11 protein-coding genes and 5 pseudogenes are annotated in these 15,527 nt (G+C 70.4%); 8 read left to right on the top strand and 8 right to left on the bottom strand.

The window, feature by feature from the left end:
* The first annotated feature begins 26 nt into the window (after positions 1-26).
* From AB0M76_RS20500 to AB0M76_RS20490, 3 genes and pseudogenes are all read left to right on the top strand, one after another.
* The gene (locus AB0M76_RS20500) at positions 27-617 is read left to right on the top strand and encodes a hypothetical protein (RefSeq protein ID WP_365954198.1); all 591 of its coding nucleotides are present in this window, start codon (positions 27-29) and stop codon (positions 615-617) included.
* Positions 610-3,129: pseudogene (locus tag AB0M76_RS20495) on the top strand (cation-transporting P-type ATPase); the annotation flags it as partial. The gene AB0M76_RS20500 and the pseudogene AB0M76_RS20495, both read left to right, overlap by 8 nt.
* Positions 3,130-3,319: 190 nt before the next feature.
* A complete protein-coding gene (locus AB0M76_RS20490; protein ID WP_365954418.1) occupies positions 3,320-3,577 on the top strand; it encodes a dsRBD fold-containing protein in 258 nt (85 codons plus the stop codon).
* A 113-nt stretch (positions 3,578-3,690) separates the two neighbouring features.
* On the opposite strand, the gene AB0M76_RS20485 is transcribed toward AB0M76_RS20490, so the two are convergent.
* On the bottom strand, positions 3,691-6,051 hold the full coding sequence (locus AB0M76_RS20485; RefSeq protein ID WP_365954197.1) for a phosphoketolase family protein: 2,361 nt from the start codon (positions 6,049-6,051) through the stop codon (positions 3,691-3,693).
* A 226-nt stretch (positions 6,052-6,277) separates the two neighbouring features.
* Between AB0M76_RS20485 and AB0M76_RS20480 the strand changes: the two are divergent.
* Positions 6,278-6,367: pseudogene (locus tag AB0M76_RS20480) on the top strand (universal stress protein); the annotation flags it as partial.
* Positions 6,368-6,461: 94 nt separating this feature from the next.
* Here the strand turns inward: AB0M76_RS20480 and AB0M76_RS20475 are convergent.
* Positions 6,462-7,169, bottom strand: a complete 708-nt coding sequence (locus AB0M76_RS20475; RefSeq protein ID WP_365954196.1) for a response regulator transcription factor — start codon at positions 7,167-7,169, stop codon at positions 6,462-6,464.
* Positions 7,170-7,426: 257 nt separating this feature from the next.
* Between AB0M76_RS20475 and AB0M76_RS20470 the strand changes: the two genes are divergently transcribed.
* Positions 7,427-7,753: an STAS domain-containing protein gene (locus AB0M76_RS20470; RefSeq protein WP_365954195.1), complete on the top strand. Its 327-nt coding sequence runs from the start codon at positions 7,427-7,429 to the stop codon at positions 7,751-7,753.
* 67 nt (positions 7,754-7,820) lie between these two features.
* Here AB0M76_RS20470 and AB0M76_RS20465 read toward each other — a convergent pair.
* Positions 7,821-9,176 (bottom strand): annotated as a pseudogene (locus tag AB0M76_RS20465) (GAF domain-containing protein); the annotation flags it as partial.
* 271 nt (positions 9,177-9,447) lie between these two features.
* Here AB0M76_RS20465 and ppk2 point away from each other — a divergent pair.
* Positions 9,448-10,242 carry a polyphosphate kinase 2 gene (gene ppk2, locus AB0M76_RS20460; protein WP_365954417.1) on the top strand — a complete coding sequence of 265 codons (795 nt, stop codon included), beginning with the start codon at positions 9,448-9,450 and terminating at the stop codon, positions 10,240-10,242.
* Positions 10,243-10,265: 23 nt separating this feature from the next.
* Here the strand turns inward: ppk2 and AB0M76_RS20455 are convergent, their stop codons facing one another.
* From AB0M76_RS20455 to AB0M76_RS20435, 5 genes and pseudogenes are all read right to left on the bottom strand, one after another.
* The gene (locus AB0M76_RS20455) at positions 10,266-11,264 is read right to left on the bottom strand and encodes a nitroreductase family protein (protein WP_365954194.1); all 999 of its coding nucleotides are present in this window, start codon (positions 11,262-11,264) and stop codon (positions 10,266-10,268) included.
* A gap of 24 nt (positions 11,265-11,288) precedes the next feature.
* Positions 11,289-11,413: pseudogene (locus AB0M76_RS20450) on the bottom strand (universal stress protein); the annotation flags it as partial.
* Positions 11,414-11,593: 180 nt separating this feature from the next.
* Positions 11,594-11,899: pseudogene (locus AB0M76_RS20445) on the bottom strand (BON domain-containing protein); the annotation flags it as partial.
* Positions 11,900-11,956: 57 nt separating this feature from the next.
* A complete protein-coding gene (locus AB0M76_RS20440) occupies positions 11,957-12,826 on the bottom strand; it encodes a universal stress protein (protein WP_365954193.1) in 870 nt (289 codons plus the stop codon).
* 33 nt (positions 12,827-12,859) lie between these two features.
* Positions 12,860-13,510 carry a CBS domain-containing protein gene (locus AB0M76_RS20435; RefSeq protein ID WP_365954192.1) on the bottom strand — a complete coding sequence of 217 codons (651 nt, stop codon included), beginning with the start codon at positions 13,508-13,510 and terminating at the stop codon, positions 12,860-12,862.
* Between the two features lie 242 nt (positions 13,511-13,752).
* Between AB0M76_RS20435 and AB0M76_RS20430 the strand changes: the two genes are divergently transcribed.
* Complete coding sequence (locus tag AB0M76_RS20430) at positions 13,753-14,661, top strand: universal stress protein (RefSeq protein WP_365954191.1); 909 nt, start codon at positions 13,753-13,755, stop codon at positions 14,659-14,661.
* Positions 14,658-15,521, top strand: coding sequence for a universal stress protein (locus AB0M76_RS20425; protein ID WP_365954190.1), 864 nt, complete (start codon positions 14,658-14,660; stop codon positions 15,519-15,521). The genes AB0M76_RS20430 and AB0M76_RS20425 overlap by 4 nt, the downstream gene beginning before the upstream one ends.
* The last annotated feature ends 6 nt before the right edge of the window (positions 15,522-15,527 follow it).

The raw sequence follows: 15,527 nt of genomic DNA, 5'->3' as shown, positions 1-15,527 counted from the left end.
GGTACAGAGCGGCACGGAGGCGCACCATGGACCACCGGACGACGGGGGCCAACCCGCTCAAGCGCGGATCCGACCGCACCCGGACCCGCATGCATGCCGCCTTCGCGCTGACCTGCTTGCTGGCCGTGATCGCCGGTTTCGTCCTCGGGCGAGTCGCTTGGACGGATGGAAACCGCGCTGCCGAGGACATGGGACGTCATCGGCACACTGTGACGGCCACCGCGGTCAGCGAAACCACCTACCGATCGGGCGAACGGCCGAGCACTGCGCCGGTCACCGTGGCAACGGCCACCTGGCACTACCCCTCCCAACGTCCGCACACGCAAACCATCCCCGTCCCGGCAGGGACTCGGAAGGGCGACCCCGTCCGAGTGTGGGTCGACGGCAACGGCAACGTGGCCACTGCGCCGCCCGACCAGACCTACATCGCTCTGAACGCGGTGGGGGTCGGGGCCGGAGCGCTGGCCGGGATCGTGCTCGTCGGCGGCGCCCTCGTCGTCGTGCGCCTCCGAATCGTGGACGCGCGAAGCGCCCGGGCCTGGGAAACCGAGTGGGCGAGCCTCGAACCCGTCTGGTCCGGGCGCCTGCGACCCGGCCAGGGAGCCGGCGATGACTGAGACCGCCGCCGGCCCGGACCCCTCACCAGACACCGAGCCGAACCCCCTGGAACCCCTTCCCCTGCTCCGCCGTGAACTGCACACCGGCCTCCTGGGCCTGTCGAGCCGCGAGGCGGAGCGCAGGCTGGCCGTCTACGGGCCGAACGAGGTCCGCCGCACCGCGCGCACAAGCGTCCTGCGGGAACTCCTGAGGCAGCTGGTCCACCCGCTGGCTCTGCTGCTGTGGGCTGCGGCGGCCCTCGCCTTCATCGCCGCCATCGAGGTGCTCGGCTGGGCGATCGTCGCCGTCGTCCTCGTCAACGCCGGATTCGCCCTCGTCCAGGAGCGGCAGGCCGAGAGGGCCGTCGAGACCCTGGCCAGTTACCTTCCCGCCCAGGCCCAGGTGATCCGCGACGGACAGCCACAGCACGTCCCCGCCCGGGACCTGGTCCCGGGCGACCTCATCGCCCTGGACGAGGGCGACCGGGTACCTGCGGACGCGCGCCTGACCGAGGGCGGAATCGAGGCCGACCTTTCCATGCTGACGGGCGAGTCCACCCCCGTTGAGCGTGTTGCCGGCCCGGGTCTGGAAGGTCTCTCGCTGTTGCAGGAGCCCAACCTCGTCTTCAGCGGCACCACCGCCACCGAGGGGCAGGCGCGGGCGGTCGTGTTCGCCACCGGAGACCACACCGAACTCGGCCGGATAGCCGCCCTCAGCCAGCGCACCCGCCGCGAACCGAGCCCACTGGAAACGCAGGTCAAGAAGGTCGCCTGGCTGATCGCCGCAGTCGCGGTCGCCATGGGAGCCGTCTTCCTCGTGCTGGGCGTCGCGGTGGGGCTGCCTCTCACCGACTCGCTGATGTTCGCGATCGGCCTGCTCGTGGCCAACGTGCCGGAAGGGCTGCTGCCCACCATCACCCTCGCCCTCGCCGTCGGCGTACGTGTCCTCGCCCGCCAAGGCGCGGTGATCAAGCGGCTGAGCGCCGTGGAGACCCTCGGCTCCACCAATGTCATCTGTACCGACAAGACCGGCACCCTCACCCGCAACCAGATGCGCCTGCACTCCACCTGGACCCCGCCGCACGAGACGCCAAGCGGTTCGGAGACCGCCGAACTGGTCCGCGCCGCCGCCCGGTGCACTACCGTCACCCGCGAGAGCGACGGGCAGCTGCACGGTGACCCGACCGAGATCGCACTGGTGGAGCGAGCCGCACAGCAGGCTGCGCCTCTCGTCCCGGCCGACCGGGACACCCACCGCCGCGCCTGCTTCCGCTTCGACCCGCGCCTGCGCCGCATGTCGGTGGTGGTCCGCACTGACGACCACGACAGCCTCTGCGTGATCGTCAAGGGCGCCCCGGAGAGCGTCCTGGAGCTACTGGCCGAAGGAGAGCCGAGTGCGGAGGCTCAGGCTGCCGCCGACACCCTGGCTGCGGACGGCATGCGCGTGCTGGCCGTCGCGGTGCGCGAACTGCCGCCCGGCACGGCGGCACCGCCGCAGCGGCAGGACGTCGAGCGGGACCTGCACCTACTCGGGCTGGTCGGCCTGTACGACCCGCCGCGCCCCGAGGTCGCCGAAGCGGTCGGGCGCTGCCACGAGGCGGGCCTCACCGTCCACATCGTCACCGGCGACAACGGCGCCACCGCCGCCGCCGTGGCCCGTGCTGTCGGTATCGGTACGCCGAACCTGCACGTGGTCGCCCAGTCCGAGGCGATCGACGACCACGAGCTCGACCATCTCCTCCGCCTGGACGGCACGGAGATCGTCTTCGCCCGCTCCTCGCCCGAGACCAAGCTGAAGGTGGCCGATGCCCTCCGGGCCCACGGGCAGATCGTGGCCATGACCGGCGACGGCGTGAACGACGCTCCGGCCCTGCACCGTGCCCACATCGGCGTGGCCATGGGACTCTCGGGCACCGACGTCGCCCGTGAGGCGTCGACCATGGTCCTGACCGACGACAACTTCGCCACCATCGTCACGGCCATCGAGTCCGGCCGCCGCGTCTACGACAACGTCCGGAAGTTCATCGTCTACATCTTCGCCCACCTCACCCCCGAGGTCGTGCCCTTCCTCGTATTCGCCCTCTCCGGCGGAGCCGTACCGCTGCCGCTGACCGTCCTGCAGATCCTCGCCATCGACCTGGGAACCGAGACCCTTCCGGCCCTTGCCCTCGGCCGCGAGCGCGCCGAGCCGGGAATCATGTCCCGACCGCCCCGGCCCAGTTCCCAAAGCGTGATCAACAAAGACATGCTCATTCGCAGCTGGGGCTGGCTCGGCACCATTTCCGCCGCCCTCGTCATGACCGCCTTCTTCTACGTCCTGTGGCGGGCGGGCTGGCACCCCGGTGATCCCACTGGACCCGGTACCCCGCTCCACCACGCCTACCTGACCGCGACCACCGCCACGTTCGCGGGCATCGTCACCTGCCAGGTCGGTACGGCCATCGCCGCCCGAACCGACCACGCCGCCCTGCGCGACATCGGCTTCTTCAGCAACCCGTTGCTGCTGGCCGGCATCGCTTTCGAACTCGTCTTCACCGCGGCGCTCGTGTACGCGCCGCCGCTTCAGCCCCTGTCGAGGCGCGCACCTCTTCGGTACCGCCGCCCTCCCGCTCGACGCCGTCCTCCTCATCGCTGCCTTCCCGCCGCTCGTCTGGGGAAGCGACGAGATCCGACGCTGGGCCCGGCGCCGACACCACCGCTCCTGAATCCACCGGAGGAACACCATGTCGCACACGGCCGAATGGAAGACCCACGTCTACCTCTTCGAGGAAGAGCACACGACCAAGGTCCGCGTCGACCTCGACACCGGAACCACCCGCCTCACCGGCCACGGAACCGCGCGCTGCAACCCGACGGACAAGGACGTGCCCGAGATCGGCGACGAACTCGCGACCGCCCGAGCACTGGAGAACCTGGCGGAACAGCTGAAGCGCACCGCCTACCACGACATGGCGGCAGCGGGGACCGCACCGCGGCACTGAGAGTTCAGGCGGTACTGGGTGCGGGGCCGACGGGCGTACGTGTTCGCGCCGTCGGCCGCAGCATCGGTCGATTTCCGGGCGAGGCCACGGGGCGTCGCGGTCCGGTGTGGGGCTCAGTACGGCCAGGACCAGTCCGCGACCTCCGGGAGGTCGGTGCCGTGCTCGCGGATCCAGCTGTGGTGGCGGATGCGCTGATCGACCATCGCCTGGCGCAGCCCCTCGGTGCGGCCGGCGAGGCCCGGGACGCGGTCGATGACGTCCATGACGAGCCGGTAGCGGTCCATGTCGTTGCGCACGACCATGTCGAAGGGGGTGGTCGTGGTGCCGGACTCCTTGTAGCCGCGGACGTGCAGCTGGGGGTGGCCGGTGCGGCGGTAGGCGAGGCGGTGGATGAGCCACGGGTAGCCGTGGTAGGCGAAGATCACGGGCCTGTCGGTGGTGAAGAGGGCGTCGTACTCGGTGTCCGTCATGCCGTGGGGGTGTTCCTCGTGGGGCATGAGCCGGGCGATGTCGACGACGTTGACGACGCGGACGGCCAGTGAGGGGAGGTGCTCGCGGAGCAGGGCCGCCGCGGCCAGCACTTCCATGGTGGGTACGTCACCGGCGCAGGCGAGTACGACGTCCGGTTCGCGGGAGCCGTGGTCGGTGCCGGCCCAGTCCCAGACGCCGGCGCCGCGCGTCACGTGGGTGCGGGCCTCGTCGATGGGCAGCCAGTCGAAGCAGGGCTGTTTGCCGGCGACGATCACGTTGACCTGATCGCGGCTGCGCAGGGCGTGATCGGCCACGGCGAGCAGGGTGTTGGCGTCCGGCGGCAGGTAGACCCGTACGACCTCGGGGCTCTTGTTGAGGACGTGGTCGACGAAGCCGGGGTCCTGGTGGGAGAAGCCGTTGTTGTCCTGGCGCCAGACGTGCGAGGTGAGGAGATAGTTGAGGGAGGCGATCGGCGCCCGCCAGGACAGCTCGCGCGAGGTCTTCAGCCACTTGATGTGCTGGCCGACCATGGAGTCGACGATGTGCGCGAAGGCTTCGTAGGTGGAGAAGAGTCCGTGGCGGCCGGTGAGGAGGTAGCCCTCCAGCCAGCCCTGGCAGACGTGTTCGGACAGGATCTCCATGACCCGGCCGTCGCGGGACAGGTTCCGGTCCGTGGCCTCCGTGCTGCCCTGCCAGGCCTTGCCCGTGGCCTCGTACAGGTCGTCCAGCCGGTTCGAGGCGGTCTCGTCCGGACCGACGACCCTGAAGTCCCGCCGCCCGGCGGTGTCGTGCATGATCCGGGTGAGGAAGCGCCCCAGGACGCGCGTCGGTTCGTGGAGGGTGCTGCCCGGCTTGTCGACGGGGACGGCGTGCGCGTTGAGCGGGGGCAGCGGGAGCGGTCGCAGCAGCCGGCCACCGTTCGCGTACGGGATGGCGCCCAGGCGGCGCTCGCCCTGCGGGACGCAAGCGAGGACCTGCTCGGAGGGTCGCCCGTCGGCGTCGAAGAGCTCCTGCGGCCGGTACGAGCGCAGCCAGTCCTCCAACTGCTGGAGGTGCGCGGGGTTCTCGCGCACCTCGGCGAGCGGGACCTGGTGCGCCCGCCACGTGCCCTCGACCGGGTCGCCGTCGACGGTCGCGGGGCCGGTCCAGCCCTTGGGGGTGCGCAGAACGATCACCGGCCAGCATGCGCGCTCGCGCTGCGGGCCGGTGCCCGCTGTCCGGGCTTCCTGCTGGATGAGCGCGATGCGGTCCACGGCGTGGTCCATGGCGCGGGCCATGGCCTGGTGCACCAGGACCGGGTCGCTGCCGGTCACGTACAACGGGTCGTGCCCGTAACCGCGCAGCAGGGCATCGAGCTCGTCCTCAGGGATACGGGACAGCACCGTCGGGTTGGCGATCTTGTACCCGTTCAGGTGCAGGATCGGCAGGACCGCGCCGTCGTGGACCGGGTCGAGGAACTTGTTCGAGTGCCAGGACGCCGCCAGCGGCCCCGTCTCGGCCTCGCCGTCTCCGATGACGCAGGCGACCAGCAGGCCGGGGTGGTCAAAGGCGGCTCCGTAGGCGTGGGTGAGGGAGTAGCCGAGCTCGCCGCCTTCATGGATGGAGCCGGGCGTCTCGGGGGCCACGTGGCTCGGCACGCCGCCGGGGAAGGAGAACTGCCGGAACAGCTTCGCCATCCCGGTCGCGTCCCGCGTGACGTCCGGGTAGGTCTCGGTGTACGTGCCCTCCAGCCAGGAGTTGGCGAGGACGGCGGGACCGCCGTGGCCCGGGCCCCAGACGCACAGGGCGTCCAGCGAGCGGTCCTTGATCACGCGGTTGAGATGGGTGTGCACGAGGTTCAGACCGGGAGAGGTGCCCCAGTGGCCGAGCAGCCGCGGCTTGATGTGCTCCGGCCGCAGCGGCTCGGTGAGCAGGGGGTTGTCCATGAGGTAGATCTGGCCGGCTGCCAGGTAGTTGGCGGCGCGCCAGTGCGCGTCGAGCTCCGGGATGGGGTACGCGGTCATGCCCGCTCCTGCGTGCGACGGTCCGGGACGTTCGTCGACTGAGCCGATGCCTCCACACTGCCCTCCCCGAGCCGCTGCCGCGAGGGGAGGACCGGCCCCGGGGAGGGACCGTTGGCCCCTGTGTGCCATGACGCCCAGCCGCGAGGGTGGGGTCAGCGGTGCGGGTCCCCCCGGCCGGCGCCGCGACCGACCTCGATGCCCCGGCATCGGTACGGAGGACAGACTCGTGAAGCGCACCCTGGTTGCCGGAGTGGACGGATCCCCTCAGAGCCGGGCCGCGGCGGACTGGGCCGCACGGGAAGCCGTGCGACGTGACCTGCTGTCCTGTCGCGGTGGTTCTGCACTCCTGACCCGGCCCGGGCCAGGCGGGAGGGCCGGGCACGTGACGGTACGGCGTGCCCGGCCGTCGGCTATGCCGTGGTCGGGACGGGGTGCTGACTCGGCGGGATCAGCGTATGACTGGCGATCACGGCGGCTTGGACGCGGCGCTCCACACCCAGCTTGGTGAACAGGCGCGAGATGATGTTCTTGACGGTCTTCTCTGCGAGGTACATCCGTTTGCCGATCTCCCGGTTGGTGAGCCCCTCGCTGACCAGGACGAGGATCTCCTTCTCCCGGTCGGTCAAGCCGGGGAGACCGGGGACCTGCTCCTCCTTGGGCACGTCGCCGCGCATGCGGGCCATCAGCCGGGTCGTGGCCCCGGGATCGAGCATGGACTGGCCGGCCGCGACCGTGCGGACGGCGGTGACCAGGTCGGTTCCGGTGATCTGCTTCAGCACGTATCCGGAGGCGCCCGCCATCACGGCGTCCAGCAGGGCCTCTTTGTCGTCGAACGAGGTGAGCATCAGGCAGCCCAGCTCGGGCATCCGCGAGCGCAGCTCACGGCAGACGCTCACGCCGTCGCCGTCCTGGAGCCGTACGTCGAGGATCGCCACCTGGGGGCGCAGCGCGGGGATGCGGATCAGCGCCTGTTCCGCCGTGCCCGCCTCACCGACCACGTTCAGGTCGGGCTCTGCGTCCAGCAGGTCGTGCACCCCTCGGCGCACGACTTCGTGGTCGTCGAGGAGGAAGACCGTGATCGGCGTCCTGGTGGGGGAGGGGCCACCGCTGTCGGTCATGACGCAACTCCTTCGCCTGGGTTCGTCCTGGGAGCACGAACTCCCGCATCCTGCCTGCCGAAGGAGCCGAACGGACAGGGCCGATCGGCCCTCATCCGGCCCCTTTTCCGCGCGATGGGGCACCCGGGGAAAAGGGACCTTCGGCCCTGCGCGGGGGGCATGTGGACCTTCCCGGGGTCGGTCTGTGTGCGGTGAGCTGGTGCCGCACGGGGAAAGGGGCGGCTCGACCGCAGAGCCGCACGCAGCGTGGAGGTTCCATGACGACCACCTTGATCGAACTGAGGGCTGCGGTGAGGAACGACGGCGAGGTGCGCGTCACCTTGGCAGGAGAACTCGACTTCCACACGGCCGGGCAGGTGGAACCCCGACTCACCGCCCTTGCCGCATCCGGTCACCGCAGCCTCGTCCTCGACCTGTCCGGGATCTCCTTCTGCGACAGCGCGGGCATCGACCTCTTCCTGCGCGTGCACCACCGCTGCCACTCGGCCGGAACCCGGCTCCGGCTGATTGACGTGCCGCCTCTGGTGGCCAAGTCGATGCGGGTGCTCGGCGCCGACCGAATGCTGCGGCTCGTGGTGGCCTGACCATGGCGGTGTCCGAAACCGGTGCCCGGTTCGGGACCGTTGGGCCCTGGTTCTCGTGGTGATCGAGAGGATGGCCGAGGGTGGTGGCCGTGTCGCCCACGGCCCGGGCAGCGCGGGCCCGCAGACCCGGTCCGCTCTCGCGGTCCTTGGTGCGCAGACCGAAGATCGTCGATCGGATGATCTTGATGGTCTCGTCCAGGTCGTCGACCGCACGGCTGACGCGCTCGGCGGCCCTTTCGTGCTCGACGAGCCGTGCTGCGCTCTGGAGGGTCATGCCCGTGGCGAAGAGCCGCTGGATGGACAGGTCGTGCAGGTCCCTCGCGCTCCGGTCGCGCTCCTCCAGCAGTGCTATCTGCTCGGCGTCGCGCCGCCGCTCCGCCAGCTCCAAGGCGATTGCCGCCTGACCCGCGAAGGCGACGAGCGGCTCCAACTCGTTCTCGCCGAAGACGGGCTCGCCGGCTGCGCGCGCGAGCAGGAGTACGCCCCTGCTCTCTCCGCCGGCGGTGCCCAGCGGGACCGCGACGGCGGGACCCAGCCCGCCCTGTCTCTGGACATCGGCCGGATAGCGGTCGTCGTCCGAGGCGTGAACGACCGTGACGGGTTGCCCGGTCCGGTGAGCGGTTCCCGAGAGGGATCCCGCGAAGGGGACGACGAGTCCCTGCCGGGCCTTGCTGTCCGCACCGGCCGCGAACTCCACGAACAACCCCTCTGCGCCGGGAACCGGCATGGAGATGTCCGAGATCCGGGTGCCCGTGATCTCCTGGGCCCGGAGGGCGATGAGCTCCAGCACCGCCGGACGGGAACTGCCCGACAGCAGGCTCTCGGTGATCTCCGCATTGGCCTTGAGCCACCGCTGCTGGCGCTGCGACCCCTCGTACAGCCGCGCGTTGTCGATCGCCACGCCCGCCGCTACCGAGAGGGTGGAGATCACCGTCTCGTCCTCGGTGTCGAAATCGACCCCGCCCCGCTTGTCGGTCAGATAGAGATTCCCGAACACCTCGTCCCGCACCCGGATCGGCACACCGAGGAACGTGCGCATCGGCGGGTGGTGCGGCGGGAAACCGTAGGACGAGGAGTGGGCGCCGAGATCTTGCAGGCGCAAGGGCTCCGGGTGGCGGATGACCTCCCCGAGCAGACCGTGACCAGCAGGCAGGGGACCGATTTCGGCGATCGCCTCCTCGGTGAGTCCCACGGTCAGGAACTGCGACAGGGTGCGGCCGTCGGGGCCGATGACCCCGAGCGCCCCGTAGTCGGCGTCCACGAGCACAGCCGCTGCCTGGACGATCCGCCGCAGCACCTGGGCCAGATCCAGCTCGCGGCCCACCGAGACGACGGCCTCCAGCAGGCTGTGCACCCGGTCGCGGGTCCCGCGTACGGCATCGATACGCACTTGGAGCTCGTCGAGCAGCTCGTCCAGCCGCATCCGAGGCACCTGCGTCAACGGATCCCCCACACCCACGTGATTCCCCTTCACTGCCCGCCCCGTGCGGGTTCAGCGTATCGACAGCCCGGCATTGCAGGGGCGGGGAACGGCAGGCCAGGGGTCGCCGCTGCCGGGCCGGATGCGGCGAGCGGGAACGCCGGCAGGACGAGGGTGTCGCGACACGCCGAGGCGTGAGGGGCGTCGTTGCGTACGGCCGTTGGCCGTGACTGACTTGATCGCAGAACCGGACGGCAGAGGGGCGGAGACGGCGATGGGCCTCAAGAAGGCGGTCTACGAGAGAGAACTGCTGCGGCTCCAGACGGAGCTGGTCAAGCTCCAGGAGTGGACGCGCGCGGAGGGCGCCCGCCTGGTCGTCGTCTTCGAGGGGCGTGACGCCGCGGGCAAGGGGGGCACGATCAAGCGCGTCGCCGAACACCTCAACCCCCGTGTCGCACGCATCGCGGCGCTGCCCACGCCGACGGAGCGGGAGCGTACCCAGTGGTACTTCCAGCGTTACGTCGAGCATCTGCCCGCCGCCGGCGAGATCGTCCTGTTCGACCGCAGCTGGTACAACCGGGCCGGGGTCGAGCACGTCATGGGCTTCTGCACGCCTGCGGAACACCAGCTCTTCCTGCGGCAGTGTCCGGTCTTCGAGCGGATGCTGGTGGAGGACGGGATCCTGCTCCGCAAGTACTGGTTCTCCGTCAGCGATGCAGTGCAGGAGGAGCGGTTCCGCGCCCGTGCGGAGGACCCGTTGCGCCGGTGGAAGCTCTCCCCGATGGATCTGGAGTCCCTCACGCGCTGGGAGGCGTACTCGAGGGCCAAGGACGAGATGCTCGTCCACACGGACACGGCGGATGCCCGATGGTACGTGGTCGAGAGCGACGACAAGCGCAGCGCGCGGATCAACATGATGGCCCATCTGCTGTCCTCGGTTCCCTACGCGGACGTGGCCGTACCCTCGCTGACCTTGCCGCCGAGGCCCCGGTCCACGGGCTACGAGCGTCCGTCCAAGGACCTGCAGACCGCCGTACCCGACCACGCGGCCACGCTCGGGAAGGACTGAACCGCGGCAGACGCCGGTGGCGTCTACTCTCGGATTTCCAGAACCTCGGAGACGGGGCGGCGGGGCGTGGCGGGGCCTGCGGGGCCGTAGCCGAGACGGAGGACCATCTGCACGTGGCCCATGGCCGCGACCGGGTCGCGGACCGTCCACCGCAGCTCCGGCCATTCCAGGGGCTGGGACGTCATCGAGGTGGCAAGGCCGTCGGTAGTGGCCTGGAGCAGGATGCGCTGCAACGCCTGGCCGGCCCGCAGCCAGTCGCCTTTCGTGTCTCCCGTGGTGCTGAGCAGGGCCAGCTGCGGCCGCTTCTCGAACACGGCCCAGCCGCGGTCCGGTACCGGCTGGGCCCGGCCGAAGTCGCGTACGGGGGCCGGGCCGCCGGAACTCTTCGGGCCGAATGCGGCGGCGGGAATGCCGTCGCTGCGCGTGCCCCCTGCGCCCTGCGCCTGGGAGGTCCAGGCGGCGGTCTCCGCCTGGGCGAGCGGATCCATCTCCTCGTGGTGCTCCGCATCCCGCACCAGCCCGAGCACGGTTTCGATGTGCCACGTGCTCGGGACGGTCAGCCGACAGCCCTCCAAGCGGGCTGCGGCCCCCAGACCGTCCAGCAGTGCGGTCGGTACCGGCTCGTCGCTGAAGGGGTACCGGCTGGTGTGCCGACGTCGGACGGCGTCGTGCAGGGCGGCCAGATCGTGATCCCCACCCGCAGCTTCGTCGTGGGTCACCGTGGCGAGGAGCCATGGATCGGAGTCGTCGGGCAGGAGTCGTACGCTGACCGGGCGACCGTTCCAGGCCGCGGACACGCGCAAGTTGAACAGCGCCGCGGCGCAACCGAGGTGGAGAGCGCGGTGATTCGGGTCGGTTCGCGTCATGGCACGTTCCGGATCGCCGTACAGGGCGAGGACGCTGCTGCCCGGGCGGAACACGAACTTCCATGGCTGGGCGTTGTGCATGGACGGGGCGGTGACGGCGTCGCCGACGAGCCGGGCCGCGGTGTCGGGGTCGAGGTCGAAGTGTGTTGCGGTCACGGGATTGGTCCTGTCTGTGCGGCCTCAGCCGTGCGCCACGACGGCGACCGGTGAGGGGCGTGGTGCATCACCGCGTGGGTGATGGGCCCGATGCGGGTGCCGAGTGCCGAGCGGCGGATACGCCGGCCGACCACGGTGAGTGCCGCGCCGCGGCCCGGTCGGCGGCGGCGAGGCCGGCGCTCGATCCGTCCAGCCCTACGCTGATGCAGTTCGACATGGTGTGTTCCTCCTGGAGTCGGATGGACGGCTACTTCCAGGCTGTTCCGCTTGCCCTGCCCCTGGGAAGGTCCGAGCGGTCCAACCGGGGACCGATCGGCCCTCCTCCCCGGTCAGCTCTGTTTGGTCTCGGTCCAGGTGAGTCTGCTGTCGACGTCGACGACCCCGTCGACGCTCTGGCAGAGGCGCACCACCACGGGCAGCAGTCCGGGCTGCGGCAGGGTGCCACTGAGGGTCACCATGCCGTCTTCGACATCGACGGTGATGGCCGAAGGAGCGAGGTGGAGCGTCCGGGTGAGGACGTCCTCGAGGATCTCTTCCTGTATCGAGTGGTCGCGGCGGAGGAACAGCTGGATCAGATCGCTGCGGCTGAGTACGCCGACCACACGGCCTTCCGAGTCGACGACCGGCAGCCGCTTTCTGGACTTGAGATGGTGAGGAGGGTGCACCGTTCGGGGCCGAGGCAGATCGCCCCTTCACCGGTGGGCGATGACGGCCACCGGTGCCGCTGCGTGGTGCAGGACCGCGTGGGCGACCGAACCCAGGTGCGCGCCAAGGGGAGAGCGGCGCACATGGCGTCCTACGACGACGAGTCCGGCGCCCTGCGAAGCCCGGACGAGGTGCTCGCCCGCGGATCCCATGAACACACTCTGGCTGACTTCCACGTCGGGGAACTTGTGCTGCCAGGGCAGCAGCATGTCGTCCACCAAGTGTGTGACGCTCCTGCCGATGTCCTGTTCGTTGTCCGGGTCGAAGAAGGGGACGTAGTTGTAGGCAGAGGGCATCTTCCACCCGTGCACGGCCCGCAGCGGACAGTTGCGCCGGGCGGCTTCTTCGAAGGCGAAGTCGAGTACGTGGTCGAAGGTTTCGTGGATGTCGACACCCACGACGACCTCGGCGTTCGAACCGGTGCCCGGGCCGTCCGGGTCGTCGGCGACGCGCACGAGAACGACCGGAGTGTCGGTTGCGACCAGGGTGGACATCGCCACCGAGCCGATGATGAAGCCCACCAGCCCGCCCAGGCCTCGGGAGCCCAGTACCAGCAGCCCTGCGTCGGCGGCCTCCGCGGCGAGGGCGGCCGCCGGTCGGCCTTTGAGGCTGCGCGTGGTGATCTCCAGCTGCGGATGGCGCCGGTGCAGTTCCTCTGAGGTCTCTGTCAGGGCCTTGTCCGCCCACTGCTCTGCGTCCTGCCGGTCCAGACCGGGGACAACGGGGTCCAAGAGCCAGTCGACCGCGTGCACCAGTCGCAGAGGCACCTGCCGCACGACGGCCTCCTGCGCGGCCCAGTGTGCTGCTGCCCGGCTCTCCTTGGAGCCATCGACTCCGACACTCACATGGTCCTTCATGGCAGTTACTTCCTTCGCGCGGTCGGCGCCCCGTCACCACGGCATCGCATGGCGAGCGCGGTCGGCTTGAGCGGTTGCCGTGTCGTCGGTGCGGGCGGTGACACGCGATGCCACGGCGACGACCCCGTCGAGGTGCTCGACGAGGTTGCGCAGTACGGGGAGCTGACTTCGGAGCTCGACCTCGCCGCCGAGAGTGACGATGCCGTCCACCACGTGCACGTCTACGTCACCGGTCGGCACACCGAGTACCTCCGCGAGGACCTCGTCGGTCACTCGCCGACGGATCTCGGAGTCCGGGCGCAGGAACGTGCGCAGCAGGTCCCTGCGGGTGACGATGCCGACGAGCCGGTCCTCCACGTCCACGACGGGGAGGCGTTCGATGCTCCGGCGGGTCATCAGCCGGGCGGCGTCGGCCACTGTTTCTTCGGGGTGGACCGTGACCGCGGGCGCGGACATGACGTCGCCCGCGCTGGGCGGCACGGCCACTGCGCTGTTGTGCCGGGCCGTGTGCGCCAGCAGGTCCGTCTGCGAAACGACACCCACCACACGGTCCTGGTCGTCCAGGACCGGGACTCCCGTGATGTCGTACTGGGCGAGGAGCTTCGCGACGTCCTTGAATGGGGTGCCTGGTGTTACGGAGGCGACCTCGTCGGTCATCAGGTCCGCCACTTTCAGGTGCTTCATGAGGTCCTCCTGCTCCGCCGTGTCACGCGAGACCGATGTCCGGTGTGGGGTCTGCCCCCACCATCCGTCGGGGCCTTCCGGTGATCGAGGGCCGAACGGTCCCGTCCTGGGGCCCGTAAGGGCCCCGGCCGGTTGATGGGGACCTTTGGCCCCAGCGGTGGTCCCGGGCGGCCCTCGCCCAGGAGCACCGACGGTGCCAGCGTGAGTGGTGTCCCTCATCGGCTTCTCGGTTGGGAGGAATCGTGGAAAGCGCATTCCGTACCCCGGACACCAGCTCGGTCGTCGTCGGCGTGGACGGCTCGCAGTCGGCACGCACTGCCGCTCTCTGGGCGGCCAAGGAGGCCGTACGGCGCGACCGCCCCCTGCACATCGTCTTCGGCGCCGACACCGACGGCCGGGCCCTGTACCTGTCGGCGGAGACCATCGAACGGGTCCGCGTCAACGGTCGGGAGCTCCTCGACGACACGGCGAAGGCCGTGTCGGCCGAGTACCCCGGCCTGCCCGTGACCACGGAATTCAGCCGCGCGGACGCCGTCGACAGCCTGCACCGGGCCGGCGGGCTGCACGGCACGATCGTGGTGGGCAACCGCGGCCTGGGCGGTTTCAACTCCCTCATGCTCGGCTCTGTAGGCTTGGATACAGCAGCCGTCGCCTCGACGCCCGTCATCGTCGTCCGAGGCATCGACGGGGCCGAGGAGACCGGCAGCGTCCTCGCGGCCGTGCGCGACGAGCACGATCTCCTGATCGCCCGGTACGCCGCCCGGGAAGCCGAACTGCACAAGGCTTCGCTGCGGCTGCTGCACGTGTGGAACGTGCTCCAGTCCGTCGGCGAGGTGGTCAGCATGCTCGACGGCATCGACGAGATCGCGGGCGGGCACGCAGAGACCCTGCGGGCCGTCACGGACGTGATCCGTGAGGAGTTCCCCGAAGTGGATGTGGATGCCGGTGCGGAGAAGAGCATCTCCGTGGCCGGCGTCCTCGTCGAGGCGTCCCGCCATGCCGACCTGCTCGTCATGGGCGGCCGCCGGGTCCCCGGACCCCTCGGACTCGCCCCGAACCTGGGCAAGACCACGCACAGCCTGGTCCACCACGCCCACTGCCCGGTCCTCCTCATCCCCCGGACAGGCAGCGACTTCGGGAGCCCGTCATGACCAGCCACCAGGCAGGAACCCGGGACATCGTCGTGGGCATCGACCCGGTCAGGGACTGGCACCTGTCCCTGGCCTGGGCCGCCGACGAGGCACAGCGGCGCAGGCTGCCGCTGCGCCTGGTGCTCGCGGTGCCGCCGCAGCACGACATCCATCACGTAGACGACGCCCCCGGCCAGATGTCCATGCGGCAGGCAGGGGCCGAAAGACTGGCACAGGCCGAGGACTGGGTGCACAACCGCCACCCCGAGGTGGCCGTCACCGCGGATCTGCTGGGCGGTTTCCCCGCACCCGTCCTCGGTGGCGTGGCGCGGGACGCCCGCATGGTCGTACTCGGCTCCCGCCATCTGAGCCGCACCGCGGAGTTCTTCAGCGCCGGCTCACTCGTGGTCCCCATCACCGCCCAGGCCGAATGCCCGGTCGTCGTGGTGGGCGACGCGGAGCACATCAGCCAGCAGCCGCCCTACGTCGTCGCCGGTATCGACGGCAGCGCGTCCGCCACGGCCGCACTGGCCTTCGCCTTCGACGAGGCCGACCTCCGGGGCGCGGCGCTGCGGGTCGTCTTCGTCTGGCAGCGCCCGCTGATCATGCTGGACGAAGAGGAGGTGGCGCTGAGGGCACAGCGCACCCTGCTCTCCGAGGCCACCGCCGGACTGTCCGAGAAGTATCCGGACGTGCACGTCACCCACGAGGTCCTCACAGGCCACCCGGTCGAGGAGCTGGCCCAGGCCGCCAAGCACGCCCTGGCCGTTATCGTGGGCCGCCGCGGACGCGGCGGATACACGGGCATGCGGATCGGATCCGTCGTCCATGGCCTCCTGCACCGTGCGCACTGCCCGGTGATCACCGTCCCCACCGGTTGAGCCCGC

Source organism: Streptomyces sp. NPDC051364 (genome assembly GCF_040682115.1).
In the GTDB taxonomy this organism is placed as follows: Bacteria; Actinomycetota; Actinomycetes; order Streptomycetales; family Streptomycetaceae; genus Streptomyces.
Note: the sequence above shows the minus strand (reverse complement) of the source record. Positions and strands in the feature narration are given on the sequence as shown.